Consider the following 26,990-nt stretch of genomic DNA (forward strand, 5'->3'; position numbering starts at 1 on the left):
AACCGTTGGAACGAGTCTGGAACGAATCGGCGACGAATCGACGACTCGTCCTGATTCAGGTTTTGTTCACGGCTATATGTGGATTTTTTGACGACGAGTCTCACCACATGCTGAATCTCTAAACTGGCCCGATTCATGCTTGGCCTCAGTACGACGCGAAGTACTGTTAACCTTTGCCGGTGAACAATCGTGGCGCGAGTGGGCTCACCCGTCAAACTTATGAAATTATTGATCTTTCTTACCGACGGTTAACCATCTCAGCGCCGTTTGACGCCGCTGCCGTTAACTTTCCGGCCAAAGCCGGAACGAATCGGCGACGAATCAGCGATTCAAAGGTTTTCCGGTTTTGTTCACCCCAACATATAGTGTTGCCCACAGCTTGCGCACCGAAAAGTCACAGCTTGTGAACGGGTTTTGCACAGAGCGGGAGCGAGGCCGTTAATCTTTGCGTGCCGTATTGAGGCAAGGTGTCGCGCCAGCCTCATCGGCAGCGCATAGCGGCCCGGCTGTCCGGGCCGCCCTCCATCGGGATGAAAGACCTCAGGCGAAGTACTGGCCGCCATTGGCGGTGATGGTCGAGCCGGTGATGAAGCCGGCCTCCTCCGACGCCAGGAAGACGACACAGCGCGCGATCTCTTGCGGCTCGCCGAGACGGCCGACCGGGATCTGAGCGATGATCGATTCCCGCACTTTTTCCGGCACGGCCATGACCATGTCGGTGGCGATGTAGCCGGGGCAGATAACATTGACGGTGATGCCCGCGCGGGCGCCCTCTTGAGCAAGCGCCTTGGAGAAGCCGATGTCGCCGGCTTTCGAGGCCGAATAGTTGACCTGGCCCATTTGGCCTTTCTGGCCGTTGATCGAGGAAATGGTGATGACGCGGCCGAACCTGCGGTCGCGCATGCCGCCCCACAGCGGATGCGTCATGTTGAAGACACCCGACAGGTTGGTGTCGATGACCTCTTTCCACTGCTCGGGCGTCAGTTTGTGGAACATGGCGTCGCGGGTGATGCCGGCATTGTTGACCAGCACCGAAACCGGGCCGAGGTCGGCCTCGACCTGCTTGATGCCGGCGGCGCAGGCGTCGTAGTCGGCGACCGACCATTTGTAGGTCTTGATAGCGGTCTCGGCGGTGAACTTGCTTGCGGCCTCGTCATTGCCGGCATAGTTCGCGGCGACCGAATAGCCGGCGCTCTTCAGCGCCACCGAAATCGCGGCACCGATGCCGCGCGATCCGCCCGTGACGATTGCTACTTTGGTCATGAAGTTCCTCCCTTTTGGTCGAAGGAGCGAATAGGGAGTAGCGAAGCCCGCTGCGCCGACGCCGTTCTTCCCTATTCGCTATTCGCTACTCCCTATTCGCTATTGGCTCAGTTCAGCGCTTCCACGCACATGGCGACGCCCATGCCGCCGCCGATGCACAGCGTGGCGAGGCCCTTTTTGGCGCCGCGGCGGCGCATTTCGAAGACCAGCGTGTTGAAGATGCGGGCGCCCGAGGCGCCGATCGGATGGCCGATGGCAATCGCGCCGCCATTGACGTTGACGATCGACGGATCCCAGCCGAGCCCCTTGTTGACCGCGCAGGCCTGGGCGGCGAAAGCCTCGTTCGCCTCGACCAGGTCGAGATCCTTCACCGACCAGCCGGCCTTCTCCAACGCCCTCTTGGAAGCGGGAATCGGCCCGGTGCCCATGACCGCCGGATCGACGCCGGCGGTTGCCCAGGACGCGATGCGCACCAGCGGGGTAATGCCGCGCCTGGCGGCCTCCGCCTCCGTCATCAGCAGCGCGCCGGCTGCGCCGTCGTTGATGCCGGACGCGTTGGCGGCGGTGACCGTGCCGTCCTTGTCGAAGGCCGGCCGCAGTTTGGTCATGGCATCCAGCGTCGCGCCGTGGCGGACATACTCGTCCTGATCGACGATGGTGTCGCCCTTCTTGCCCTTGATGGCAAAGGCGACGATCTCGTCCTTGAACTTGCCGGCCTTCTGCGCGGCCTCGGCCTTGTTCTGCGAGGCCAGCGCGAACTGGTCCTGTTCTTCGCGGGTGATCTGGAACTGGCGGGCGACATTCTCGGCGGTGTTGCCCATATGGTAGCCGTTGAAGGCGTCCCACAGGCCGTCCTTGATCATGGTGTCGATCATCTTGTAGTCGCCCATCTTGACGCCGGCGCGCAGATGCTCGGCATGCGGCGACAGCGACATCGATTCCTGGCCGCCGGCGACGATCACCCTGGCGTCGCCCGTGGCGATCTGCTGCATGCCGAGCGCGATCGCCCTGAGGCCCGAGCCGCAAACCTGGTTGAGGCCCCAGGCGGTGGTCTCCTTGGGCAGGCCGGCATTGATCGAGGCCTGGCGGGCGGGGTTCTGGCCTTGCGCGGCGGTCAGCACCTGGCCGAGGATGACCTCGTCGACTTCGTTCGCCTCGACGCCTGAACGCGCGAGCAATTCCCGGATGACCACGGCGCCGAGCTCATGCGCCGGCGTGGCGGCGAAACTGCCGTTGAAGGAACCGACAGCGGTGCGGGCGGCGCTGGCGACGACGATTGAATTGGAAGCGGACATTTTCTTCTCCAGGCTTCGAGGTGTCGTGTTTTAGGGTTCCGTTAAAGACTTTTCTTGCCCGTTCCAGAACCCAAGTCAAACCGGAAATGGGCATGGCCGCCATGCGCCGCAAGCAGGCCACGCGGTTGGCTCGCCGCGGCGCAGCGATCGTGGCGCAGCATTTTCCACCTGTCGTGCAGCACAAATTGATGCCGCACTGCACAAACCGCTTGGAATTGTGAGGCTTTTGCGCGTATCCTCGACAAATGGCGCAATCGTTACCGGCCGCTTACTCACATGCGCCGGTATCCTGGGGAGGATACGGATGGCCGCAAAAGACGACCCGATCGTCATCAAGAAATATGCCAATCGCCGGCTCTACAACACCGGCACCAGCACCTATGTGACGCTCGAGGATCTGGCCGAGATGGTCAAGAAAGGCGAGGAGTTCACGGTGCAGGACGCCAAGACCGGCGACGACATCACGCATCCGGTTCTCACCCAGATCATCTTCGAGCTGGAGAACAAGGACGGGCAGAACATGCTGCCGATCCCCTTCCTGCGCCAGCTTATCGCCTTCTACGGCGACCAGATGCAGATGATCGTGCCCAGCTTCCTCGAACAATCGATGATCGCCTTCGCCAAGGAGCAGGAGCGCTTCCGCGAGCAGCTGAAGGGCACCTTCGGCAAGACGCCGATCGATTTGATGAAGACGCCGATGAAGGCGCTGGAAGAGCAGACGCGCCGAAACGTCGAGATGTTTCAGAACGCCATGCGCATGTTCACGCCGTTCCCGCCGGCCGGAACCAATTCCACAACTCCGGCCGAGCCCGCCAAGAAGGACGCGCCGGAAAAGACCGATGACCTGCAGGAATTGAAAGCGCAGATCGCCGCCATGCAACGCAAGCTCGACACGATGTCTTGAGAGTGTCGTTTCTGGCAGCCGCTGGCGTCTGAGATCAGTCGAAACGGCCCACCCCTTTGTCACCCCAGGGTCTGTGTTCGTCGCTCCGCCCAAACGGGAAAACCTCAGGCGGCTTCTTCCTGCTCGTCGTCCTTGTCGTGCGCTTTCGCGCCGACGTCATTTCTCGGGCTTGTCCCGAGAATCTACCGGGTCCTCAGGACTGATCGCGGGCCTTCATAGGACGGTGGATCCTTGGGACAGGTCGAGGGATGACGAATGAATCGGCGTTTCGGCCAATCTCCAACGTCGGTAACCCGGCAGGAACGGGAGCTGTCCCTGCTCGCCTTATGGTCCAAGCACTTCCCAAGACACGGCACTTGACTGCAAATTGAATCGATCTAATTTGCGGCGCAAATCCATCTCTGACCCGGATTCTGGATCGTGAGCGCTCAAGACATCATGCAGGCCGCCATCCGCGGCCGCTGGGCCGTGGCCGGAATTTTTCTTGCCAATGGCTTCCTGACCGGCAGCTGGGCGCCACAGATCCCGGTGCTTCTGACCAGGCTCGACATTTCGAAATTCACGCTCGGCCTATTGATCCTGTTGTTCGGCGCCGGCGCCGTCACCGCCATGAGCTGGTGCGGGCATCTCATTTCAAAACATGGCTCGCGCACCGTGCTGCGCTGGTTCGGCATCTGCGGCAGCTTCGGCCTGCTGGTCGTGGCGCTGGCGCCCAATGTGCCGCTGGCGGCCATCGCCATGATCCTCTTCGGCGGCTCGATCGGCGGCATGGATGTCGCCATGAATTCCAATGCGGTGGTGGTTGAACGAAGGCTCGCCCGCGCCATCATGTCGTCCTCGCACGGCTTCTGGAGCCTCGGCGGCTTCGCCGGCGGCGCGCTCGGCGGCTACGCCATCCAGAATTACGGTTACCTCACCCATGTGATCGTGGTGACGGCTCTGGCCTTCGCCGTGCTTACCTCTGCTGTTGGCCACCTCATCGAGGAGGACAAGCCGCAGGCCGCACAGCATCGGAAATTCTCGCTGCCGCGGCACACGATCGTCTATCTGGTCGGAGTGATGGCGCTGCTCACCATGATTTCCGAGGGCGCGGTGCTCGACTGGGCGGCGCTCTATCTCCACCAGGAACTCGGCGCCGATCTTGCGGTCGCCGGCCTCGCCTATGCCGCTTTCTCCGGCGTCATGGCCGTTATGCGCTTTTTGGGAGACGGCGTGCGCAACCGCTTCGGCGCGGTGTCGACGCTGCGCGGCTCGGCCCTTGTCGCCGCCGCCGGCATGCTGATGGCCGGGCTGTCGCCGTCGCCCTGGCTGGCCATCGCCGCTTTCGCCCTTTGCGGCTTCGGCATCGCCAACACGGTGCCGATCATTTTCTCGGCCGGCGGCAACCAGGAAGGCATGTCGTCGGGCACCGGCATGAGCGTCGTCACCACAATGGGCTATTCGGGTATCCTGGTAGCGCCGTCGGCAATCGGTTTCATCGCCGAGCATTCGAGCTTCGGCCCGATCTTCATCGCGCTGTCGGGCCTGCTGGCCGTCGTGCTCTTGATGGCAGGGCTCGCTCACCGGGCCGAGTTCGCCCCTGAGCCGGATGATTTCAGGTCCGATCGACCTGAAATCATCCGGCTCTGAGATTAGAGAAATAGAGCATGATGTCGTCCGAAAACCGCTTCACACTTTTCGGCATCATGCTCTAGCCAGCCGAATAGCGCTTCAGTTCCTCATAAAGGAAATCCGCGACGCGGCGGATGCGCATGCTGGTGCGCACGTCGCGATGCATGGCCAGCCATACCGGCAGCACCGGCAGCGGCACTTCCGGCAACAGCTTTTCCAAATGCGGATCGTTATCGACCAGCGGCTCCTGGCCGATACCGATGCCATTGCCCGCCCGCACCGCCTCCCACAGAACAATCTGGTTGTCGGTCCTGAAGCGAAAGGCGCTGCGGCCGACCGGAATGCCATAGGCGGTGAAGCCGCGGATGATCTCATCGCTTCGGTCGAAGCCGACCAGGGCGTGATCAGCCAGATCGCCCGGCGTTTCCGGCCGGCCGCGCCGGTCGAGATAGGATTTGGCGGCGCACAGGCGCAGCACGATATCGGTGACCTTGCGCGCCACCAGCTCGTTCTGCGCCGGCTTGACCATGCGAATGGCGATATCGGCGTCGCGGCGAAGCAGGTTCTCGACCTGGTTGGAGGCAACGATCTCGACCTCGATACCCGGCTCCTCTTCGCCGAGCCGCGCCAGCATCCCGGGCAGCACGCAGCCCGCGACCACCTCGCTGGCGGCGATCCGCACCGTGCCCTCGATCGCTTCGACCGACCCCAGCGCCAGCAGCGAGAAGGCGTTGGCCTGCTCGCTGATCGTCCTGCCGTGCTCATAGAGCGTGCTGCCGGCCTCCGTCAGCTCGTAGCCGCGCCGCCCGCGCCGGAACAGCGTGACGCCAAGCGCCTGCTCCAACTCGACGATATGGCGCCCGAGCGTCGGCTGGCTCGCCGCCAGCCTGCGGGCGGCAGCCGAAAGGCTGCCGGTCTCGGCGACCGCGACGAAGCTCTTGATCAGGTTCCAGTCGAATTCTTTCATTCATTTTTGAATAACAGATCGCCGATCTTAGTCAATTTCCATTCGCAAGCGTGGAGACGATATTCGGCCTGCAAACACCGACAAGGAGCAGGAAAATGACCAAGATCGCAATTCTGGGCGCCAATGGCCGGCTCGGCCGCGTTGTCGCCAGGGCCTTCATCGACGCCGGTTTCGACGTCCGCGCCGTCACCCGCACCGGTAAGGTGCCGGCCGAGCTCGAGGGCGCCACTGCGGTTGCCGGCGACGCGCTGGACCGCGAAGCGCTGATCCGCGCCACACAAGGCGTCGACATCGTCTTCAACGGGCTGAACCCGATCTACACCGATTGGAGCAAGTGCCTGCCGATGGCCGAAAACGTCATGGCCGCCTGCCGGGCGAACAACGCGCTGCACCTCTTCCCCGGCACCGTCTACAATTACGGTTCACCGATGCCGCAGGTGATCACCGAGGAAACGCCGTTCCATCCCACCACCGAAAAGGGCCGCATCCGCGTTGCCATGGAAGACCTGTTCCGCCGCGAGGCCGACGCCGGCCTCGTGCGCACCATCGTGCTGCGGGCCGGTGACTTCTTCGGCGGGGCCGGCAGCGGTGGCTGGTTCGACCTCATCGTCGCTTCCAAGATGAACAAGGGCGTCTACACCGCGCCCGGTCCGGCGGACCTCATACATGAATGGGCCTACCTGCCGGACTTCGCCGTCGCTTTTGTCGGGCTGGCGCGCAACCTCGACAAGCTCGGCTTCCATGAGGCGATCAACTTTCCCGGCCACGCCGTCACCGATCTCGACATCAAGGCGGCGGCCGAGACGGCTCTCGGAAAGAAGCTGAAGCTCAGCTTCATGCCCTGGTGGGTGCTGCGTGCCGGCAGCCCGTTCGTCGCCATGTGGCGCGAGATCGTTTCGATGTCCTACCTGCGCTTCGAGCCGCACCGGCTGGTCTCGAACCGGCTGGAAGAGGTCATCGGCGAAATCCCGCGCACCCCGCTCGACCAGGCGGTGAAGGACGCCCTGCAGGATATCGGCATCGCCGTCGCGCCTGAATTCCGCCAGACCGCCTGAGATCAGATCCTGCCCATCAGGAGGAGGATCAGCAGCACGATCAGGATGACGCCGACGATGCCAGACGGTCCGTAGCCCCAGGCGCGCGAATGCGGCCATGCCGGCACGGCGCCGATCAGGATCAGGATCAAAATGATGACAAGAATTGTGCCGATCGTCATGAGAAACCCTCGCCGTCTGGTTGAAATTCGAGGGAAGAATGCAAAGAGCCGCCCGATAGTTCCCGGGCGGCTCCTTAGCTTGGGGCGCCGAAACGGCTCTATTCGGCGGCTTTCGGGAAAGCAATTGCCGGCTCGGTGCCGCCTTCCGCGACCGGTTCGTCGCTGGCGACCTTGCCCTTGCCGCGCCCGAACAGGCGGCTAAACCAGTTGCGCCGGGCGCCGGGCTTCACCTTGGCGCGGGTGAACACCATCAGCATCGAGGGCGTCACCACCAGCGTCAGCAAGGTGGCGAAGGACAAGCCGAAGACGATCGCCGAAGACAGCGAAATCCACCACTGCGTCGACGGCGCGTTGATCGTCGTCTCGTGATGGAAGATTTCCAGCCCGAGGCCGAAGGCGATCGGCAGCACGCCGAGGATCGCCGAGACCGCCGTCAGCACCACCGGGCGGGCACGCTCGCGGCAGGTCTGCAGCACCGCCTCCATCTTGTCCCAGCCTTCCTCGCGCAGCCGGTCGTAAGTGTCGATGAGCACGATGTTGTTGTTCACCACCACGCCGGCCAGCGCAATCACGCCGATGCCCGACATGACGATGCCGAACGCCTCGCCGGTCAGGAGCAATCCGAGGAACACGCCGATCGTCGCCATGACCACGCAGGACAGCACCAGCAACACGCTGGTGAACTTGTTGAACTGCGCGAGCAACACCAGGAAGATCAGGAAGATCGCCGCGCCGAAGGCCTTGCCGAGGAAGGCGCTGGCTTCGGCACTGTCCTCGTTGGAGCCGGCGAGCTTCCAGCGTATGCCGCTGCCGAGGTTCATGTCGGCGACGGCCTTGGTGACCTCCTGCTGCACAGCGGCAACCTGGGCGCCTGCCGCGACATTGGCCTGAACGACCACCGTGCGCGCGCCGTCGATGCGATTGAGGACGCCAACGCTGGGTTTCGCCTTGCGGATGACGAAGTTGGAGATCGGCACCGCTCCTTGCGGCGTCTGCACTCTGAGTTCGTCGAGCGTCGACAACGTGCGTCGGTCCTCCGGCAGGCGCAGCCTTATGTCGACCGCCTTGTCGGCGCCGGCGGGCCTGTATTCCGAAAGCTTGAGGCCGTTGGTCACCAGCTGCACCACGGTGCCGACCGAAGTCGGGCTTATGCCGTATTGGGCGGCCTTGGCGCGGTCGACCTCGATCGCCCAGTCGACGCCGGGCGGCGGCAGGCCGTCCGAAATGTCGATGACGCTGGGCACCTTGGCGATGCGTGCCGCCACCGCGCGCGCCTTGTCGTCGAGCCCGGCCGGGTCGGCGGCAGAAAGCCTGATCTGGATCGGCTTGCCGGTTGGCGGGCCGGCCTCCGGCACGCGCACCTCGACGTCGACGCCGGGAATGCCGGCCATGACGCCGCGCAGATCGTTGAGGATCTGGTTGGCCGACTTGCGCTGGCGCCAGTCGACGAATTCATACTGGATGACGCCGACCACATCTTCCGGGACATCCTGGCCGCCGCCTTGCGTCTTGCCGACGCGCGTATAGACGGACTTCACCCCCGGCCAGCCGAGCAGCCGGTTCTCGGCCGTCTTCGTTGCTGCATCCATCTCGGCCAGCGAAAGGTTGCCGCGCGCATGCACGTAGAGCAGGCCGTAATCCGGCTCGACGCTGGGGAAGAATTCGACGCCGGCGCCGTATTTCGAATAGGCGAAGCCGACGCCGACCAACAGGCAGACGGTGAGCAGGATGACGGTGATCGGGAAGCGCACCGCCTGCTTGACAACGGCCATATACCAGCCGTCGCGATGATCGGCCTCGTGATGCTCCGGCGCCTTGGCAAAGATGGCGCCGAGCGTCGGCGCGAACACCAGCGCGTAGAGCATCGAGGCCGACAGCGTCACGATCAGCGTGATCGGCATGTACTTCATGAAGTCGCCGATGATGCCGGGCCAGAACAGCAGCGGCGAGAACGCCGCGATGCGTGTCATCGTCGCCGCGATGACCGGCCCGGCCATGCGCCGAGCGGCAAGCGCGAAGGCATCCTCCTTCGGCATGCCCTCGCTCATCCGTCTTTCAGCGAATTCGGTGACGATGATGGCATCGTCGACCAGCATGCCGACCGCCAGGATGAGGCTGAACAGCACGATCATGTTGATCGTGTAGCCCATCATGGCAAGCAGAAGGATGCCGATCAGGAAGGATGACGGGATGGCGAGGCCGATGAGCAGCGAGGCGCGGCCCGACAGCGCATAGAGGATGACGATGAACACCAGAATCACCGCGATCATCACGTGGTTCTGCAGGTCGCCCAGCAGCTGGTTGACGAAGACGGACTTATCCTGCGTGTAGGTGACATGCATGCCTTCGGGCATGGTCTTGATGAAGCCGTCGGAGACTTCCCTGACCTTCGTCAGCGTGTCGATCAGGTTGGCGCCGATGCGCTTCTTCACCTCGATGGCGATCGCCGGCCTGCCGTCGAGGCGGGTCACCGTCTCGGCGTCCTTGAAGGTCGAGCGCACGGTGGCGATGTCCTTGGCCTGGACGACGGCGTTGGGCGTGGCGACGACGGGCAGGTTGGCGACATCCTCCGGCGTCTCGATCAGCGACGGCACCTTGACCGCATATTTGCCCTCGGAGCCTTCGAGATTGCCTGCGGCGACCAGGCTGTTGGAAGCGCCGACGCCTTGCATCACCTGGTCGAGCTGCAACCCGTAGGATGACAGCTTCACTGGATCGACGACGACCTCGACGAGATCGTCGCGGGAGCCCTGCAGCGAGCCCTCGAGCACGCCGGGCACTTCCTCGATGCGGTCGCGCAATTCGCGGGCGGCGGAAGTCAGCACGCGCTCCGGCACATCGCCGGAGAGCGTCACGACCAGGACCGGAAACTCCGAGACATTGACCTCGGTGACCGTAGGCTCCTCGGCCGCCTGCGGCAGGTCTGCCTTGGCGTCCTGCACCTTGCTGCGCGTGTCCTGCAGCGCCGTCGCCAGATTGGTCTGCGGCTGGAATTCGACCAGCACGTAGCCGCCGCCCTGGAAGGCGGCCGAACGCATTTCCTTCAGGCCCTTGAGGCTCTTCAGCTTGGTTTCCATTGGCCGCAGCAGCAGCCGCTCCGAATCCTCCGGCGATATGCCCTGATAGATCAGGCTGACATACATCATGGGGATAGGGACGTCGGGCTCCGCTTCCTTCGGCGTCGACTGATACGCGACCCAGCCCGCCAGCAGAAGGAAGCCCAGGACCGAAATGGTCAGGCGGGCATTGTGGATTGCGAGTCTGACGATATCCATGGCTAAAGCCTGTCTTGAATTTCAGAAGCTGCGTCGCGGCAGATGGTCCTCGCCCCTGTCCGGCGCGGCCCGCGCTACTGCGTCCCGGCGGTTGCTTCGCCGATCAGCTTGTTGATGGTCGCCTGGTCGGCCTCGACCGGCTTGACCAGGTCGCCTTCCTTCACCAGCTCCTGGCCGGCGACGATGATGCGCGCCTCTTTCGGGATGCCGCCGAGCACCAGGCCGCTCGGGGTATCGTCGACGAGATCGATCGGGAAGAACGCCACCTTGTCGTCCCTGCCGACGGCGCGGATGCCGAGGTCGCCCTTGTCGCCGAGTGTGACCACCGAACGCGGCAGCATCACCGCATCGGTTGGCTCGGCGCTGAGCGTGATCTCCGCCGTCATGCCGGCGGGAATGGAGCCGTCGGCATTGGGGATCGCCACTTCGATGCGGAAGGTGCGGGTCTGAGAGGAGGCATCGCGGCTGATATAGCGCACGGTGCCGGTGACCTTCTGGTCATTGACCAGCCGCACATCGGCGTCGTCGCCGATCTTGATGTAGCGCAAGTCGCGCTCGCTGATCTCGCCGCGCGCGATCACCGGGTCGAGCTTGAGGATGGTGGCCACCTCGCCACCCTGCATGACCGAGCTGCCGAGCTCCACCGGCACCCGGTCGATGACGCCGTCGAACGGCGCCTTGACCTCGTTGCGGTCGAGTTCGGCCTGAGCCGTTTCCAGCTGGGATTGCGCCGCGGTCAGGTTGGAGCGCGCCGTGTCGAGCTGCAGCTTCGGCAAATTGCCGGTTTTCATCAGCTGCAGCGATGCATCCAGTTCGGCCTGGCGCTGCGCGACAAGCTGCCTGGCGTTGTCGACCATCGAGATCTTTTCTTCCGCAGCCAGCATCAGCACCAGGTCGCCGGTCTTGACGTGATCGCCCTGCTTGACCGGCAGCTTGTCGATGACGCCGGCGACGCGGGTTGCCAGCACCGCCCGCTTGTCGGCCTCGGTCAGACCCGAGATCCGTATCGCCCGCGCGAAGGTCTTGCGCGGCGGCGTCACCACCGCGACGGTGCGCAGTGCCGCCTTCGGCTCGGCCGTCTTCGGCTTGCCGGCTTCCGGCTGGGCGGCCTTGCCGGTGTCTGCAGTTTTCGGCTTGTCCGCGGCACTGCCGACGGACGAGAACTCGCCTGTTCCCATCCAGGCTGCGAAGCCGATGAGCACGACAATGGCTGCAAGCTTGTGAAACCTGATTTTCGGCATCGTCATTTTGTTCCGTTGCGGCTTTAGCGAAGTCGGCGCTTCCGACTGTCGGGCGCGGCCGATATGGGTGCGCGCAAAGCCATCTTCAATTTGCCGTGATCGGCGAAGCGCGCTTCTACCTCAAAGTTGCGGCGCAATATAGCCGGAAAAGTTGCAGCATTATTGCGCCTCCAGTCGTGGCGGACAGGCATTTTTCTATTTTTCGACACCTCGAGTGCTCGGCTTTCCCGGGGCCGGGCGGATTTTCACTCGTTCGAACACTCAATGGCAGCAGGCGTCAGGATGATGCGGAATTTTTTCGCGCAATGACTTGCTGCATTGGCACGAGACAACGCGAAGACGCGCCCAGTTCGAAAACAATGCTATCAGGTGATCAGGTTCAGCAGCCGGAACAGCCGCTCGAATGTCGTGCCATAGGGTGGTCTGAGCAGGCCGCCGGCGCTCAGTCTGGACTGCACGAAAATCGGCTTCTCTTTGCTGAATGTCCGGAACCCCCATTCGCCGTGATAGGCGCCCATGCCGCTGGCTCCGACGCCGCCGAAGGGCTGCCTTTCCTGCACCAGATGTAGCATGCAATCGTTGACCGTGACGCCGCCCGCCAGGGTTTCGCGCATCATCCTTTGGCGATTGGCGCTGTCGCTGCCGAACCAGTAGAGTGCCAGTGGATGCTCCGCCCGGTTCACATGCGCGATGGCGCCATCGAGCGTGCCGTATTCGATGATCGGCAGCACCGGCCCAAAGATCTCTTCGCGCATCAGCCGCAGGTCTTCGCCGGGGTTCCTGACCAAGACCGGGGCCATCTTGCGATCCGAGATGCCGAGTTGTTCACCAGCCGGATTGACCTCGATGATTTCGGCGCCGCTTTCGCGCGCCTCGGCGACCATGTCGCTGAGACGCCGGTGATGCCGCTCGCTGACGATAGCCGTATAGTCGGGATTATCGCGCAGGCTCGGATAGAGCCGCGTCATCGCCGCAACCAATTTCGTGGCGATCGTTGCGGCTTGCCCTTGCGGAACCAGCAGATAGTCCGGCGCGATGCAGGTCTGCCCGGCATTCAAGAGCTTGCCGTAAGCGACGCTGGCGACGGCCGCCTCGAGGTCGCAGGACGGATCGAAGATTGCCGGCGACTTGCCGCCGAGCTCGAGCGTCACCGGCGTCAGGTTGGCGGCCGCTGCCAGCGCGACCTGCTGGCCGACGGCGGTCGAGCCGGTGAACAGAAGATGATCGAACCCCATCGACACGAAAGTCTTGCCGACCTCGGCGTCGCCCTGCACCACGCTCATCTCGTCGGGAGCGAAATGTTTTTCGACCAGTCGGGCGAGCAGGTCAGAGAATTTCGGCGTGAGCTCGGAAGGCTTGATCAACACCCGGTTGCCGGCGGCCAGCGCCGCCGTTGCCGGTGCGACGGCGAGCTGGAAAGGATAATTCCAGGGCGACACGATGCCGACGACGCCGACGGGCTGCGGCAAAAGCCGATTGTGCCCCGGCAGGAACGGCAGGCTGGTGCGGACGCGCCGCTCGCGCATCCACCCGCGCAGATGCCGGATGGCATGCCTGATGCCGGCCCGAACGACGAACAATTCCGCAAGCCGTGTTTCCTGCGCCGAGCGGGCGGAAAAATCGCTGTCGATGGCCGCGCAGATATCGGCCTCATGCTTTTCGGTGAGCGCCAGCAGGCGCTTCAGGCGATCCTTGCGGACATCAAAGCTCGGGAAGGGTTCGCGCTCGAATGCCCGGCACTGCAGTTCGAACAGGGCGCCGAGCGCATTCTGTCTGGCCTGCAGCATCGCAACCTCCGTTTACGTTCAGGTAAGTTACATCGCGGTTTAGGTCGAATCCAGCGGCTCACCGATGCCGTTAGGGAAGCTTCGACTCAAGCGAGATCGATCGGTTACAGCTGCCCTTAGGCCCTGCGGCGCTCCGCTTCCGGCTTTATGCGCGCGGCCAGGAATTCCTTGACCCGGCGGCCGGGTGCGCGGCCGCGCAGCGGCTTGAAACTGTCATGGAGCTCGCCCGACAGGTCGAGCGTCGCCTGCTTGCCCACCGCATCGTAATTCTCTTCCAGCCAGTCGCCGGCGGCACTGCGGCCGAGGTCGCGCAGATAGGCGAGGAAGGCCCATTCGGCATTGACCTTGGACGAAGCCGACAGGTCCTTGAACGCCTCGTCGGCATCGATCCTGTGCATGCGGATGTCGCGATATTCGCCATGCGGCAGGCGGCCGGCGGCGATCAGTTCCTTGACGAAGGCGATCGAGCGGAATTCGTTCAGCAGCCCGGCATTGAAAGTGATCTCGTCGATGCGGTTCTGGATTTCGTTGGCGCTCTTCGGCGTTCCTTCGCGCACCACCGGATTGATCTGCACCAGAAGCACGTCCTCGGTGGCCGCCGCCTTGAAGAACGGGTAGAGCGCCGGATTGCCGCCATAGCCGCCGTCCCAGTAAGGCGTGCCCCTGATCTCGACAGCGCGGAAGAGTTGCGGCAGGCAGGCCGAGGCCATCACCGTATCGAGGTCGATCTCGCCGTCGGAAAAGACGCGCAGCTGTCCGGTCTCGACATTGGTCGCCGAGATGAACAGCTCCATCGACCTGCAGGCCCGCACGTTGCCGAAATCGATCTGCTTCGCGACCACGTCGCGCAGCGGATTGAGGCCGAGCGGGTTGGCGACATAGGGCGAAAACACCCGCGACATGGTATCGAAGAAGACATAGCCCGGCGTGTTCTCGATCGACCAATTGCCCCAGGCGACGTCCCACGGCATGCGCTGAACCGGGCTGAAACGGCCTTTCGCCGCCACCGCGCGCCAGAAATCGTCGAGCTTTTGTCTTGCGCCCTCGACGCCGCCGCGCACAAACCCGTCGGCCAGCGCCACCGCGTTCATGGCGCCGGCGCTGGTGCCGGACACCGCTGCGATGTCGAGCCGCCCGTCCTCGAGCAGGCGGTCGAGCACGCCCCAGGAAAAAGCGCCATGCGAGCCGCCGCCCTGCAGCGCGACGTTGATTTTCTTCTTTTCCTCCGCCTTGCCGTTCGTCGCCATGACGTTCCTGTCATCTTGGTCGGTTTGCGTCGCTTCTGAAAAACAGAAACCGCGGCCCGCTTATGTTGCAGTGCAGCATATAGGGGCTGACCAAGGCAAGAACACGAACACGGTCGCGTGATCACATGAAATTTCGGTCATGAAAGACCTCCGACCGTTGGAACGGCGTGGTCTGCACCAAGTTGGCCTGCGGCGTCAGGCAACCAGGTCGGGCACCGGCCCGACATAGCGCGATTGCGGCCGGATCAGCCGTCCTGTCGACTGCTGCTCGCGGGCATGCGCGATCCAGCCGGCGACGCGCCCGGCGGCAAAGACATTGGAGAACGCCTCTTTCGGGAAGCCGGCGGCTTCGAGCAGAAGGGCGGTGTAGAATTCGACATTGGTCTGGATCGAGTGCTGCGGCTTGGCGATCCGCAGCACCTCGAGCGCAACCTGCTCCACCGTTTCGGCGAAGGCAAGCCGGTTGCCCGTCTGGTTCCCGGTGCCGAGCTGCCGCACGGCGGCTTTCAGCACGTCGGCGCGCGGATCGCGCACCCGGTAGATGCGGTGGCCGAAGCCCATGATGCGTTCGCCATGCGCGATCTCGTCGCGCAGCCATTTGGCTGCGTCGCCGCTGGCCTCGATGGCGTCGAGCATCTCGATCACCGGCCCCGGGGCGCCGCCATGCAACGGGCCCTTGAGCGCGCCGAGCCCGGCCAGAATCGCCGAGGTCAGCCCAGCCTGCGTCGAGGCCACCACGCGCGTCGCGAAGGTCGATGCGTTGAGCCCGTGGTCGCAGACCGTTACCAGATAGGTATCGAGCGCCCTGGCAAGCGCCGGCGATGTCGTGCCGCTCAGCATCCTAAACATGTCGCCGGCATGATCGGCGCGGCCATCCGGAGCGATCGGCTTCTCAGCGCGGCCGAGGCGCAGCAAAGCCGGCGTCAGCACCGCCGGCGCCGCGATCAGCCGCAGCGCATCGCTTAAGCCATCGCCATCCGGCAGCAGGGCCACGCCGGCCCGCATGCCGCTATAGATGTCGAGCGGCGCAAGCTCGGCCAGCATCGGCTGCAGCTGTTCGAACACCTCGACACGCGCCTTGCCGATTGCCCGCTCCAGCTCCGCATCGCCGGGAAGCCCGTCGAAAAAGCCGTCGAACAGCAGACGGACCACCTGGCCGTAGCGCCAATGGCCGGCCAGTTCCATCAGCGAGTGACCGCGAATGGTGAGATGCCCGCCCGCGCCGTCGACATCGGAAAGCACCGTGTCGGCGGCCACAACGTCATCGAGCCCGTTTGCCATGACCGCCTCCTTGACCTTTCGCGCAACGGAATTAATGCTGCGCAATCAATGCATCAATCTTGATCAAGTGAATCAATATAGGTCACGAATGACCGAATGGCTGACCCGGGAAGAAGCGCTGGCACGGCTCAACGTGCGGCCGCAGACGCTCTACGCCTATGTCAGCCGCGGCCGCATCGGCATGCGCCCGGACGCGGCCGACCCGCGCCGCAGCCAGTATCGCGCCGACGATATCGCCGGACTGGCGACCCGCCGGGCGCGCGGACGCAGCCCCCAGGCGATCGCCGAAAGCGCCATCGCCTGGGGCGAGCCGGCCGTCACCACCGCCATCTCGACCGTCCTGCATGGCCGCCTGATCTATCGCGGCAAGGACGCCGCGACATTGTCGGCGACGGCCACGCTGGAACAAACCGCAGGCCTGCTCTGGACGTCCGCCACTCCGGTCTCCTTTGCTTCTCTGACCGCCTCGAGCGTTCGCCAAGCCGGCACGCCGACCGCATTCGCCAGGCTGTCGGCATTTGCCGCCGAAGGCTGGTCCTCGCTCGGCCGCCAGCCGGCCATGCTGCAGCAGGACGGCGCCAGCGCCACCAGCGCGCTGGCAACCTCGCTTGGCGCGATGCCCGGATCCGAGCCCGTGCATGAGAGGCTGGCGCGCGGCTGGTCGGTGGATGCGGCCGGCGCCGATCTGATCCGCAAGGCGCTGGTACTGTTGGCTGACCACGAGCTCAACGCCTCGACCTTCGCCGCGCGCGTCGCCGCCTCCACCGGCGCGCCGATCGCCGCCTGCCTGCTTGCCGGCCTTGCCACCCTCACCGGCCCGCGCCATGGCGGCGCGGGTGCCGCGGCAATCGCGCTGGTCGAGGATGCGGAGCGGCTGGGAGCGAACGAAGCGCTCGCACGCTGGCTCGCCCATGACCGGCCGCTGCCCGGCTTCGGCCACCAGCTCTATCCCGACGGCGATCCGCGAGGCGAAGCCCTGCTCCTGGATTTCGAGATCGATGACGGGATGTCACGTCTGCGCGAGGCGGTGCTTGCCGCGACCGGCCTGCATCCGAACGTCGATTTTGCTTTGGCCGCGCTAACCCGCGCCCTGCGTCTTCCCGCCGCTGCACCGTTCCACCTGTTCGCGCTCGGCCGCAGCGTCGGCTGGACGGCGCACGCCATCGAACAGGTGACCAGCAACATGCCGATCAGGCCGCGCGCCCGCTATGAGGGACCGCTTCGGCGGGAATGAAGACGCCGACGTCATTCCCGGGCTTGTCCCGAGAATCTGCCGAGCTCTCGAGGCTGATCGCGCCCAATCTCACGGGAGGGTAGATCCTCGGGCCAAGTCCGGGTCAAGCCGAGGACGACGAACAGTGCGGTGGGCTGGCGAGTCGCTAATGATCCTTCGGACGTCTCGCCTCGAACTCGGCCTTCTTGGCCTCGGACGCCTCGGTCTGGTTCAGCGCCTGCCACTCTGCATAAGGCATGCCGTAGATGATCTCGCGCGACTCGTCCTTCGACAGCGCGACGCCGTCCGCTTCGGCGGCTTCACGGTACCAGTTGGACAGGCAGTTGCGGCAGAAACCGGCGAGGTTCATCAAGTCGATGTTCTGGACATCGCTGCGTTCGCGCAGATGCTCGATCAGCCGGCGGAAGGCAGCAGCCTCGAAATCGCGTCTTTGCTCGTTGCTGAATTCGCTCATTTCACGCCCTCCGGGCTTCCTCAGACCGGCCCGGTGCGCGAGCCGAACATCTTTACCTGATGTATATCGGCACGGCGGTCGATGGCGTCAACGATCGGCGCCAGCCGATCGGCCCATTGCGCGGCGCTTTCACTGTCGGCGATCAGGTCCTGGCGGATCTCGACCAGCGCATGGGCGTAGCCATTGACGATGGCGTGTCGAAACATGGTGTCGCCGCGCAGCGCCCCGTCATAGGGCTCGTTGTCGCCGACGACGAGGTCCTTGTCGGCGGCGAGCATATCCATCAGCGGCCGCGCCACACGGTCGTCGAGGTCCCACAGGATGCCGACATGCCAGGGCCGGACAAAACCCTGCATGCGTGGGGTAAAAGAGTGCACAGACAAGATCAACGGCGCCTTGCCGGAAGCATGCGCCACCGAGGCGATCATCGCGCCGACGGCATCGTGATAGGGCCGGTAGAAACGGTCGAGGCGCCGCTCCCGCTCCTCGGGCGCCATCGGATAGTTCCCCGGCACGATGGTGCCGTCATAAAGCTGCCGGATCAGGGTCGGATCGTCCTCGCCGCGATTGGGATCGATCAGCAGGCGCGAAAAACCGGCAAGCACCGCCGGCACGCCGAGCGCTGCGGCGAGTTCCCGCGTTACGGTCTCGACGCCGATGTCATAGGCGATGTGGCGGTCGAACTCGGACGCCGGCAAACCAAGGCTGCCATACTCTTCGGGCAGGTCGCGGCTGGCGTGGTCGGCCAAAAGCACGATGCCTCGTTTGCGGTCGCCTTCCACGATATCGAAGGGCGCGAAAACTGTGGATCGGGTCATTGGCTGAAAATGGTCCGGTCGCTGGTATGAGGGCAGGGTGCTATCGTCATTCCACGAAGAGGACGCTGGCGCAATGCCGTTGTTTGGCCACGGTTTCTGCGAAAAAATCGCCGACGGGGTGCCAGATCGCGCGCCTATAGCGCGCGAGCCTTTCTAAATCGATTGGAATTGAACAAAACGGCGCGTTGACATGCGCCCGCAGTTTGCTGAAAAGGGCTTCGAGAGATGCAAATGTGGTTCGCGAGAGGTTTCGGGATGGGTTTTGCCGGCAGGCTGCGCAAGCGCCTGGGCGTCCCGCTCCTGATCGTTGCCGCGGGACTGTGCGCGCTTGGCGCGACGTCACCGGCCCGCGCCGACTTCCGCGTCTGCAACGCGACGCAGAACCTGGTCGGCGTCGGCATCGGCTATCGCGCCAAGGCCGGTTGGATCACCGAGGGCTGGTGGCACATCGAAGGGTCGACCTGCAAGACGCTGATCGAAGGGCCGCTGTCATCAAGGTTTTACTATCTTTATGCAGAAGACGCCGAGCGCGGCGGGCGCTGGGACGGCCCGATCAACATGTGCGTGGCCGAAAAAGAGTTCAAGATTGCCGGCGTAAACGATTGCGTCGCCCGGGGCTTTCAGCGCGCCGGATTTCAGGAATATGACACGGGCGAGCAGGCCAGCTGGATGGTCCAGCTGACCGACGAGCCCGCAACGGGAGGCGCGCCAGCCGCCCCCGCGCCGGGAACAAACAGTCAATGAGACGTATTCGCAAGGTCAAGATCCTCGCCACCATCGGCCCCGCTTCCTCCTCCGAGGAGATGCTGCGGAAGCTTTTCGAAGCCGGCGCCGATGTCTTCCGCATCAATATGAGCCATACCGACCACGAGCTGATGCGCACGCTGGTCGGCCGTATCCGCGCCGTCGAGCAGGCTGTCGGCCGTCCGATCGGCATCCTCGCCGACCTGCAGGGCCCGAAGCTCAGGGTCGGCAAGTTCGCCAACGGCAAGGAAGCGCTGGCCGCCGGCCAGACCTTCACGCTCGACGACAATCCGGAACCCGGCTCGTCGAGCCGGGTCTTTCTGCCGCATCCTGAAATCCTGAGCTCGGTCGAGGCCGGCGACCGCCTGTTGATCGACGACGGCAAGCTGGAGCTCAAGGCGACCAAGAGCGACGGCAAATCCATCACCTGCACGGTCGTTGCCGGCACCACGATTTCCGACAAGAAGGGCGTCAGCCTGCCCGACACCGACCTGCCGGTCGGCGCGCTGACCGAGAAGGACCGCAGCGACCTCGACGCGGTGCTCGCCGCCGGCGTCGACTGGGTGGCGCTGTCCTTCGTGCAGCGGCCGGAGGATCTCGCAGAGGCGCGCAAGATCGCGCGCGGCCGGGCGCTGATCATGGCCAAGATCGAGAAGCCGCAGGCCGTCGCCCGGCTGCCGGAGATCATCGACTTGTCGGATGCGCTGATGGTGGCGCGGGGCGATCTCGGCGTCGAGATGCCGCTGGAAGCCGTGCCCGGCATCCAGAAGCAGATCACGCGCGCGGCGCGCCGCGCCGGCAAGCCGGTGGTGATCGCCACGCAGATGCTGGAATCGATGATCACCGCGCCGGTGCCGACCCGCGCCGAGGTTTCGGACGTCTCGATCGCAGTGTTCGAAGGCGCCGACGCAATCATGCTTTCGGCCGAATCCGCGGCCGGCGCCTATCCGGTCGAAGCCGTCGGCATGATGAACCGCATCGCCATCAAGGTCGAAACCGATCCGAACTATGCCGGCATCATCAATGCGCAGCGCTCGGAGCCGGAAGCGACCGGCGCCGACGCGATTTCCCTTGCCGCGCGCGAGATCGCCGAGACGCTGAAGCTGTCGGCGATCATCACCTACACCGCTTCCGGCACCACCGGGCTGCGCGCCGCGCGCGAGCGCCCGCAGGTGCCGATCGTGGCGCTGTCGCCGATCCTCAACACGGCGCGCCGGCTGTCGCTCTTGTGGGGCACGCATTGCGTCGTTTCGGAGGACGCCACAGACCTCGACGACATGGTCGACAGGGCCTGCCGCATCGCCTTCGAGGAAGGCTTCGGCAAGTCGGGCGACCGCGTCATCATCACCGCCGGCGTGCCGCTCAGAACGCCCGGCTCGACCAATATGCTGCGGATTGCGTATGTCGGGTCGGAAAGGCATTAGTTGCCGACGGGCGGGTCAATTGCCGGGCTATTAGGCATTTGTCACGATCACGACGTGAAATCTTCAGCGTCGGCGCTGCCCCTCATCCGCCTGCCCGTCCTCCGCAGCAGCTGCGGAGGGTGGACCGGCACCTTCTCCCCGTGAACGACAGGGCAATCTCATAGGGCGCTCCCCCACTCCGTCTCGGCTTCGCCGAGCCACCTCTCCCCCACCTTCGGTGAGGGAGAGGAAATGCCAACCGCCGACGTCGCTGCCTTGAAAGGCTCGGCGTTTCCTTTCCCCCATGGACATGGGGGAGAGGTGGCCGCGCAGCGGACGGAGTGGGGGGCTGGCGCTGCCATACGCGATTGCCCTGCCGTGAATGGGGAGAAGACGGCTGGCCGCAAGCCTGGCTCCGGTCCTGCCGCGTTGGTGATTGGCGAAACCGGCGATGGGCGATGAGGGGCAGCGCCGCCCCCAATGGTTATTGGCGACGATGAAACCCGCTCAGATCGGCGCGAGCTCCGCGTCGGGCACTTTGATGTCAGGACATTTTCCGTCGTTGTAGGCATCGCCGGCGATGCGGCTTTCCACGGTTCTCGCCATCGCCTGCAGGTCGACGGTCTTGCCGGCGACCTTTTCTATGGCGCCCACGACGAGGTCGGGCGCGATCCAGTCGGGCTTGTGGCCGAGATTGTGGACCCAGACCAGCTCGGCGCCGGCAATGTCGCGCTCAAGGCCGACGGAATGGATGGTGGCGTAGACGACCTTGTCGCGATCGCCCGAGATGACGACCGTCGGCGCCTTGATTTCATGGTAGCCGGGCGAGGCCGCGCGGACATAATCGTAGAGTTGGGCGACATCGCGGGCGTTGGCTCGGAAGGCGCGCGGCCTCAACACCAGCGGGATCGCGGCCTTTTCGATATAATCGTCCGGCGCAGTGTTGGGCGAAAAGACACAGGCCGTCGCATCGCCGATTTGCAGCATGCCGGCGGGGTAAGCAATCGTCTCGGAAAACAGCCAGCCGATCGCCGGAATGGCGGTGAGCTTGTAGTACCAGGCAGTCGCGCCGCCCGGCCAGGGATGACTGACGGGCGCCAGGAAGACGAGGCCGAGCGTCTTATCGGGATGCCGGCGGCCAAAGGCGGTGGCGATCGCGCCGCCGAAGGAATGAGCGACGATGACGGCCCTGGCGACGCCGAGGCGATCCATCAGCGCCGCGATGGTGTCGGCCTGCGCCGCCAGCGTTTCGTTGTTGCCGGAGCCGCGCCCGGACCAGCCGAAGCCCGGACGATCGAGGAACAGCAGCTCGGCGCGGCCTTCGAGCAGTGGCCGCAGCGGCAGCATCTGGTCCTTGAGGTTGGCGCTGGCGCCGTGGATGAAGACGATCGGCGGGAGAGTGGCGCCGGCGGGTGCCGGCACGTGGACATAATGGATGCGGGCGCCATCGATGTCGGCGAATTCACCGACCGGCGGATTGCGGCGTTCGATCAGCCAGACGCCGGCGCGGGTGACGCCGGCCAAGGCAAAGACGAGCGCGATGAGGAAAAAGAGCGCGGCGAGGAGGAGGTTCATAGGGGAGTAGGGGAGTAGGGGAGTAGGGGAGTAGGGGAGTAGGGGAGTAGGGGAGTAGGGGAGTAGGGGAGTAGGGGAGTAGGGCTCCGCAGCAATCTGCACCTACTCTCTTATTCCCTTATTCCCCTATTCCCCTACTCCCTAAACTAATCAAATTCCTTCGCCGGCCAGCTCTTCCGAAAGCGTCGAGACCTGGTTCTGGGCGCTACGCATCATCGGATAGATGGCAAGCACCTTTTGCCAGGCTTCCAGCGCCGACTGCTTGTGGCCGGTCTCGGCCATGATTTGCGCCAGGCCGGAGAGCGCGCCGAAATGGCGCGGCTCGAGCTGCAGCGTATGGTCGATGTCGGACATCGACTTTCCGTAGTTCTTCATCATGAAATGCACGGTGGCGCGCCGGTTCCAGCCTTCGGCATAGTTCGGCTGCAGGGTTACCACCTGGTCGAGGAAGTCGAGCGCGACATCGAATTTCTGGTCCTCCGTCGCCTTCTGCGCCCACTGCATCATCAGGTCGATCGAGGCGCTGCCGGATTGGTTCCATTCGTTCCAGATGCGGCCGGCGATGCGCTCGGCGGCCTTTTCGTTGCGCTCGCGCTTCAGGTCGTTGAAGAGCTGGTCGAGGCGGCCCTGCCTGGTTGAGGCAACCGGCGGCGGCGAGACGGCGGGCGGCGGCGCGGCATCCGGCGGCAGGGCACCGGGCACTTCTTCCGCTCCTGCAGGCAGTGCTATGCCGGAGAGCAAAAGGGCGGCGAGAAATGCAAAAAGAATCCGCATCGCCGGAATCTAGTCCCGGACGGCGGATCGTCAAAGTGATTTTAGCGTGAAAGGGCCGGCAAACCGGAAGTCGACATCAGCGGGCGCGGCGTGGTCTCTTTGTGCATGTCGTTCTCCCAAAACCGCTGAGCGCTTAGGGTGACATGCATCAAGCCGCGCGCAGATCTCAGCCCTGGCGCGCCTTGTAGCGCGGAGCGGTCTTGTTGATGATGTAGATGCGTCCCTTGCGGCGAACCAGCCGGTTGTCGCGGTGACGCGCCTTGAGCGCCTTGAGCGAATTCTTGATCTTCATGGTCTTGCCTGTTCGGTCGGGGCCCGGCTGCCGGGCCGAATTTTAAAGGCGCGCCCGGAAAAGCGCGCCTTGGAACTTGCGTGGCTCATAAACGAGGAGCCTTGCCCGTGTCAACCTCATGCGCAGGCTCGAACCGAGCAATCGGGCCGACAATCAAATATTCGCCATCCGGATTGCGCGGCATTGCGCGACTCAAGGGCGGCTGGGATGGTGGTCGAAAGCCCAAGCGACCGGAGAATCACATGCGCCGTCTGTTTCTGTCCGCCTGTCTTGTTCTTCTCGCCATCGCTCCGGCCGCCTGGGCTGAGGACTGCGACCGCAATGACGACAGCCAGTCGATGATGAATATCTGCGCCGATGCCGACTTCCAGGCCGCCGACGCCAGGCTCAACGCCGCCTATAAGGAACTTGTCGGCCGCAACGACGTGAAATCCAACAAGCTCTTGCAGACGGCGCAGCGCGCCTGGATAGCCTTCCGCGACGCCGAATGCGCCTATTCGACCGCCGGCAGCGAAGGCGGGTCCATCCATCCGATGGAGCTGTCGCAGTGCCTGACGGAGCTGACCAACGCGCGCACCAAGCAGCTCACTTCCGGTCCGAACTGTCAGCAAGGCGACGCAAGCTGCGCCAGCCAGGACGAGGACCAGGATCTCCAGTAACGGCAGTTTTTTGCTTACGCAGTTCCGGACGGAAAACCGCGACGCACTTTCCTGGAATTGCTTTGCTTAGCTTCGGCGGCTGATCCGGGTGAAATGGCCCATCTTGCGGCCGGGACGCGACTCGGCCTTGCCGTAGAGATGCAGCATCAGGTCGGGCTCGGCGAGCAGCGCCGGAACCTTCAGCATGTCGTCGCCGATCAGGTTTTCCATCACGCAGTCGAAATGCCGGGCGGGATTGCCGAGCGGCAGGCCGGCGACGGCGCGGATATGCTGCTCGAATTGCGAGACGACGCAGGCCGCCTCAGTCCAGTGGCCGGAATTGTGGACGCGCGGCGCCAGCTCGTTTGCCAGCAGCGAGCCGTCGGCAAGGACGAAGAACTCGACGCCGATGACGCCGACATAGTCGAGCGCTGCGAGGATTTTTGAGGCCGCCGCCTTTGCTGCGTCCGCCGTCCCGGATCCGATCGCCGCAGGCAATGTCGAGGTCCGCAAAATGCCTTCGCGGTGGACATTCTCGGCCGGATCGTAGGCGGCGACCGAGCCATCCACACCACGCGCGGCGATCACCGAAATCTCGCGCTCGAAGGCGACCAGCGATTCCAAGATCAGCGGCACGCCGCCCATCGCCTCGCAGGTGCCGGCAAAGCCGCCGGCTTCCATGTTGCGAAAGACGCGCTGGCCCTTGCCGTCATAGCCCATGCGGCGGGTCTTCAAGACGCCGCTACCGCCGAATGTCTTCAGCGCCGCCGTGAGCTGGTCGTCATTGTCGATGGGGTGGAACTGCGCCGTTGCAATGCCGATGCCGTTTAAAAAATTCTTCTCGGTGACGCGGTCCTGCGCGACTTCGAGCGCGCGCGCCGGCGGATAGACCGGAACGTGCGCGGCGAGCGACTCGGCGGCGGAAAGCGGGACATTCTCGAACTCATAGGTCACGACGGCGCTGGCAGCGGCAAGCTCTGAAAGCGCCGCAGGATCGTCATAGGCGGCGACGATCTGCCGGTTGGCGAGCTGGGCCGCCGGGCAATCGGGCTGCGGTTCCAGCACGGCAATGCGGTAGTCGAGGCGGGCCGCGGCTATGGCCAGCATGCGGCCGAGCTGGCCGCCGCCGATGATGCCGATGGTCGATCCCGCGGCCAGGCTCACGGCATGTCCGTCGGCTCGATGGCGACCTTGGCGGTCTGGGCGGCGCGCCAGGCGTCGAGCCGGGCGGCTAACCGCTCGTCATGCAGCGCAAGGACGGCTGCGGCGAGAAGTGCGGCATTGGCGGCGCCCGCCTTGCCGATGGCCAGCGTGCCGACCGGGATGCCGGCCGGCATCTGCACGATGGAAAGCAGCGAATCCTTGCCGGACAGCGCCTTGGATTCGACAGGCACGCCGAAGACGGGAAGCGGCGTCATCGCCGCCGTCATGCCGGGCAGGTGCGCCGCGCCGCCGGCGCCGGCGATGATCACCTTGTAGCCGGCCGCCTTGGCGCCCCTGGCGAATTCGTAGAGGCGGTCGGGCGTGCGGTGCGCCGAGACGATCAGCCTGGTGTGCGGGATGCCCAGCGCCTCCAGCGTCTCCGCCGCCTGGCGCATCGTCGCCCAGTCGGACTGGCTGCCCATGATAATGGCGACATCGGCGCGCTGATCGGTCAAGTCGTTGCTCCGCGGCGGCAAAGGCGCGCCTTAGCGGAAAACGCCGAGAGCCGCAAGGATTGTCGCGGCTGCGGCGCAAAGCCGATGCGGGCGTGTCTAGTCCGGCCAGCGGAGCGAGCCAGACGAATCCTTGCGGGCGACTTTCATGGCATCGGCCGGACGGTCCTTGGCCGTCAGCACGGCACGCAGCTGTTCGGCGACGATCTCCGCCTCGCCGGGATGCAGGTTGCACGGGTCGAGGAAGAAATGGCCGCGCTCGACCTCGTGGTTGCGCACGATGATGGGCGGCGAGCCTGCGGCGAGCGCTGAAGCCAGGCCGGCGGCGGTGAAGCGGCTTTCCGGCCGCACAAACACCTGCAGCCGGTCGAGGGGATTATTGGTCGGATCTGGAATGATCTGCGCGCCGATCCCCGGGATATCCTGCAGTGCATCTTTCCAGAGATTGAGCGCGGCCTCCTCGCACCGGCGAATGCCGGCATGGTCGCGCTTCTCCCAGGCTTCGAGCGCCGCCATGGTGCCGGCGATGCTTTCCTTGCCGACCTTCATGGCCCGCGCCACGCCGCGGTTCTGCAGATAGGCGGCGCGCACCAGGTCCTTGCGGCCGGTGACGATGCCGCTGGTCGGGCCGCTCAGGAATTTGTGGCCGCTATAGACGACGACATCGGCGCCTCGCGCCAGAAAACCGCGCAAATCATATTCGGAGGCGGCGTCGACGATCACCGGCACGCCCTTGGCGTGGCAGATCTCGCAGAATTCCTCCAGCGAGAGCATGCCGTATTGCACGGTGTGGTGGGCGACGACGTAAAGTGCGGCCGCCGTGCGCTCATTGATCGCCTCGCGCACGTGATAGTCCTGGGTGACGCTGACGGTGCCGGCGGGGATCACCTTGGCGCCGGCGACGCGGACCGACTGGTCGATCGGCGCGCCGTAATTGACGATGTGGCCAAGCTGGATGACGACTTCCGCTTTCAGCCCTTCGGTGTCGTCCGGCAGCCGTTCGATGGCCAGAAGGTTTGTGCCGGTCATCGCGCCGGCAACAGCCATGGTGATGCCTGAGGCGCAGCAGGCGGTGATGAAGCCGGTCTGGCCGCCGGTGAGACGCGCGATCACCGTGCTCGCGGCGCGCTGCAAATCGTCCATCTCCACCCATTGCGAGGCGATCTCGGCCATGGCGCTGATCGCTTCCGGCACGATGATCGAGGCGCCAAGCGTCGTCATCGTGCCCGACACGTTGATGATGGGCCTGAGCCCCAGCCGTTCGCGAATGGTGGTGTTGGAGCCGGTGTCGGAATAGGTTTTCCTCTCAAGCAGAT

25 protein-coding genes are annotated in these 26,990 nt (G+C 64.5%); 8 read left to right on the forward strand and 17 right to left on the reverse strand.

Going from position 1 to position 26,990, the window contains the following annotated elements; all coding sequences use genetic code 11:
* Nucleotides 1–540: 540 nt before the first annotated feature.
* Nucleotides 541–1,263 carry an acetoacetyl-CoA reductase gene (gene phbB / locus FJ974_RS05920; protein ID WP_140536062.1) on the reverse strand — a complete coding sequence of 241 codons (723 nt, stop codon included), beginning with the start codon at nucleotides 1,261–1,263 and terminating at the stop codon, nucleotides 541–543.
* Nucleotides 1,264–1,370: 107 nt separating this feature from the next.
* Nucleotides 1,371–2,558 (reverse strand): acetyl-CoA C-acetyltransferase, encoded by a 1,188-nt coding sequence (locus FJ974_RS05925; RefSeq protein ID WP_140536065.1) that lies wholly within the window; start codon nucleotides 2,556–2,558, stop codon nucleotides 1,371–1,373.
* A gap of 92 nt (nucleotides 2,559–2,650) precedes the next feature.
* Between FJ974_RS05925 and FJ974_RS30150 the strand changes: the two genes are divergently transcribed.
* From FJ974_RS30150 to FJ974_RS05935, 3 genes are all read left to right on the forward strand, one after another.
* The gene (locus FJ974_RS30150) at nucleotides 2,651–2,779 is read left to right on the forward strand and encodes a hypothetical protein (RefSeq protein ID WP_264296803.1); all 129 of its coding nucleotides are present in this window, start codon (nucleotides 2,651–2,653) and stop codon (nucleotides 2,777–2,779) included.
* Between the two features lie 83 nt (nucleotides 2,780–2,862).
* On the forward strand, nucleotides 2,863–3,462 hold the full coding sequence (phaR, locus tag FJ974_RS05930; RefSeq protein WP_140536068.1) for a polyhydroxyalkanoate synthesis repressor PhaR: 600 nt from the start codon (nucleotides 2,863–2,865) through the stop codon (nucleotides 3,460–3,462).
* A 438-nt stretch (nucleotides 3,463–3,900) separates the two neighbouring features.
* Complete coding sequence (locus tag FJ974_RS05935) at nucleotides 3,901–5,091, forward strand: MFS transporter (protein ID WP_140536182.1); 1,191 nt, start codon at nucleotides 3,901–3,903, stop codon at nucleotides 5,089–5,091.
* Nucleotides 5,092–5,152: 61 nt separating this feature from the next.
* On the opposite strand, the gene FJ974_RS05940 is transcribed toward FJ974_RS05935, so the two are convergent.
* On the reverse strand, nucleotides 5,153–6,040 hold the full coding sequence (locus FJ974_RS05940) for a LysR family transcriptional regulator (protein WP_140536070.1): 888 nt from the start codon (nucleotides 6,038–6,040) through the stop codon (nucleotides 5,153–5,155).
* A gap of 95 nt (nucleotides 6,041–6,135) precedes the next feature.
* Here FJ974_RS05940 and FJ974_RS05945 point away from each other — a divergent pair, with 95 nt between their 5' ends.
* Nucleotides 6,136–7,095: an SDR family oxidoreductase gene (locus tag FJ974_RS05945; protein ID WP_140536073.1), complete on the forward strand. Its 960-nt coding sequence runs from the start codon at nucleotides 6,136–6,138 to the stop codon at nucleotides 7,093–7,095.
* A gap of 2 nt (nucleotides 7,096–7,097) precedes the next feature.
* On the opposite strand, the gene FJ974_RS05950 is transcribed toward FJ974_RS05945, so the two are convergent.
* The 6 genes from FJ974_RS05950 to FJ974_RS05975 all read right to left on the reverse strand — a co-directional run bounded on the left by FJ974_RS05950 (nucleotide 7,098) and on the right by FJ974_RS05975 (nucleotide 16,087).
* On the reverse strand, nucleotides 7,098–7,256 hold the full coding sequence (locus FJ974_RS05950; protein ID WP_140536076.1) for a DUF3309 family protein: 159 nt from the start codon (nucleotides 7,254–7,256) through the stop codon (nucleotides 7,098–7,100).
* Nucleotides 7,257–7,354: 98 nt separating this feature from the next.
* Entirely contained in the window at nucleotides 7,355–10,531 is a 3,177-nt protein-coding gene (locus FJ974_RS05955; RefSeq protein ID WP_140536078.1) for an efflux RND transporter permease subunit, read from the reverse strand.
* A gap of 74 nt (nucleotides 10,532–10,605) precedes the next feature.
* Nucleotides 10,606–11,772, reverse strand: a complete 1,167-nt coding sequence (locus FJ974_RS05960) for an efflux RND transporter periplasmic adaptor subunit (protein ID WP_140536081.1) — start codon at nucleotides 11,770–11,772, stop codon at nucleotides 10,606–10,608.
* A 365-nt stretch (nucleotides 11,773–12,137) separates the two neighbouring features.
* On the reverse strand, nucleotides 12,138–13,559 hold the full coding sequence (locus FJ974_RS05965; RefSeq protein WP_140536084.1) for a coniferyl aldehyde dehydrogenase: 1,422 nt from the start codon (nucleotides 13,557–13,559) through the stop codon (nucleotides 12,138–12,140).
* Between the two features lie 116 nt (nucleotides 13,560–13,675).
* Complete coding sequence (locus FJ974_RS05970) at nucleotides 13,676–14,806, reverse strand: patatin-like phospholipase family protein (protein ID WP_140536086.1); 1,131 nt, start codon at nucleotides 14,804–14,806, stop codon at nucleotides 13,676–13,678.
* A gap of 195 nt (nucleotides 14,807–15,001) precedes the next feature.
* Nucleotides 15,002–16,087 (reverse strand): citrate synthase/methylcitrate synthase, encoded by a 1,086-nt coding sequence (locus tag FJ974_RS05975; protein ID WP_140536089.1) that lies wholly within the window; start codon nucleotides 16,085–16,087, stop codon nucleotides 15,002–15,004.
* An 88-nt stretch (nucleotides 16,088–16,175) separates the two neighbouring features.
* Between FJ974_RS05975 and FJ974_RS05980 the strand changes: the two genes are divergently transcribed.
* The gene (locus FJ974_RS05980; protein ID WP_140536091.1) at nucleotides 16,176–17,321 is read left to right on the forward strand and encodes a citrate synthase; all 1,146 of its coding nucleotides are present in this window, start codon (nucleotides 16,176–16,178) and stop codon (nucleotides 17,319–17,321) included.
* Nucleotides 17,322–17,466: 145 nt separating this feature from the next.
* On the opposite strand, the gene FJ974_RS05985 is transcribed toward FJ974_RS05980, so the two are convergent.
* Both FJ974_RS05985 and FJ974_RS05990 read right to left on the reverse strand, forming a co-directional pair.
* Nucleotides 17,467–17,775 carry a DUF1244 domain-containing protein gene (locus FJ974_RS05985; protein WP_140536094.1) on the reverse strand — a complete coding sequence of 103 codons (309 nt, stop codon included), beginning with the start codon at nucleotides 17,773–17,775 and terminating at the stop codon, nucleotides 17,467–17,469.
* Between the two features lie 20 nt (nucleotides 17,776–17,795).
* On the reverse strand, nucleotides 17,796–18,593 hold the full coding sequence (locus FJ974_RS05990; RefSeq protein WP_140536097.1) for an N-formylglutamate amidohydrolase: 798 nt from the start codon (nucleotides 18,591–18,593) through the stop codon (nucleotides 17,796–17,798).
* Nucleotides 18,594–18,848: 255 nt separating this feature from the next.
* Between FJ974_RS05990 and FJ974_RS05995 the strand changes: the two genes are divergently transcribed.
* Both FJ974_RS05995 and pyk read left to right on the forward strand, forming a co-directional pair.
* Nucleotides 18,849–19,337 carry a DUF1036 domain-containing protein gene (locus FJ974_RS05995; RefSeq protein ID WP_140536099.1) on the forward strand — a complete coding sequence of 163 codons (489 nt, stop codon included), beginning with the start codon at nucleotides 18,849–18,851 and terminating at the stop codon, nucleotides 19,335–19,337.
* Nucleotides 19,334–20,761: a pyruvate kinase gene (gene pyk / locus FJ974_RS06000; protein WP_140536102.1), complete on the forward strand. Its 1,428-nt coding sequence runs from the start codon at nucleotides 19,334–19,336 to the stop codon at nucleotides 20,759–20,761. Before FJ974_RS05995 ends, pyk begins: the two co-directional genes overlap by 4 nt.
* Nucleotides 20,762–21,247: 486 nt before the next feature.
* Here pyk and FJ974_RS06005 read toward each other — a convergent pair whose 3' ends face one another.
* From FJ974_RS06005 to ykgO, 3 genes are all read right to left on the reverse strand, one after another.
* On the reverse strand, nucleotides 21,248–22,315 hold the full coding sequence (locus FJ974_RS06005) for an alpha/beta fold hydrolase (protein ID WP_140536103.1): 1,068 nt from the start codon (nucleotides 22,313–22,315) through the stop codon (nucleotides 21,248–21,250).
* Between the two features lie 150 nt (nucleotides 22,316–22,465).
* On the reverse strand, nucleotides 22,466–23,089 hold the full coding sequence (locus tag FJ974_RS06010) for a tetratricopeptide repeat protein (RefSeq protein ID WP_140536106.1): 624 nt from the start codon (nucleotides 23,087–23,089) through the stop codon (nucleotides 22,466–22,468).
* A 166-nt stretch (nucleotides 23,090–23,255) separates the two neighbouring features.
* Nucleotides 23,256–23,381 (reverse strand): type B 50S ribosomal protein L36, encoded by a 126-nt coding sequence (gene ykgO / locus FJ974_RS06015; RefSeq protein ID WP_040974291.1) that lies wholly within the window; start codon nucleotides 23,379–23,381, stop codon nucleotides 23,256–23,258.
* A gap of 242 nt (nucleotides 23,382–23,623) precedes the next feature.
* Here ykgO and FJ974_RS06020 point away from each other — a divergent pair, with 242 nt between their 5' ends.
* Nucleotides 23,624–24,040: a lysozyme inhibitor LprI family protein gene (locus FJ974_RS06020; RefSeq protein ID WP_140536108.1), complete on the forward strand. Its 417-nt coding sequence runs from the start codon at nucleotides 23,624–23,626 to the stop codon at nucleotides 24,038–24,040.
* Nucleotides 24,041–24,106: 66 nt separating this feature from the next.
* Here the strand turns inward: FJ974_RS06020 and FJ974_RS06025 are convergent, their stop codons facing one another.
* From FJ974_RS06025 to FJ974_RS06035, 3 genes are all read right to left on the reverse strand, one after another.
* Nucleotides 24,107–25,183 carry a 5-(carboxyamino)imidazole ribonucleotide synthase gene (locus FJ974_RS06025; protein WP_140536111.1) on the reverse strand — a complete coding sequence of 359 codons (1,077 nt, stop codon included), beginning with the start codon at nucleotides 25,181–25,183 and terminating at the stop codon, nucleotides 24,107–24,109.
* A complete protein-coding gene (gene purE, locus FJ974_RS06030) occupies nucleotides 25,180–25,677 on the reverse strand; it encodes a 5-(carboxyamino)imidazole ribonucleotide mutase (RefSeq protein ID WP_140536113.1) in 498 nt (165 codons plus the stop codon). The genes FJ974_RS06025 and purE overlap by 4 nt, the downstream gene beginning before the upstream one ends.
* A gap of 96 nt (nucleotides 25,678–25,773) precedes the next feature.
* Nucleotides 25,774–26,895: an aminotransferase class V-fold PLP-dependent enzyme gene (locus tag FJ974_RS06035; protein WP_264296804.1), complete on the reverse strand. Its 1,122-nt coding sequence runs from the start codon at nucleotides 26,893–26,895 to the stop codon at nucleotides 25,774–25,776.
* Between the last annotated feature and the right edge of the window lie 95 nt (nucleotides 26,896–26,990).

This window comes from Mesorhizobium sp. B1-1-8, assembly GCF_006442795.2.
Lineage (GTDB): Bacteria > Pseudomonadota > Alphaproteobacteria > Rhizobiales > Rhizobiaceae > Mesorhizobium.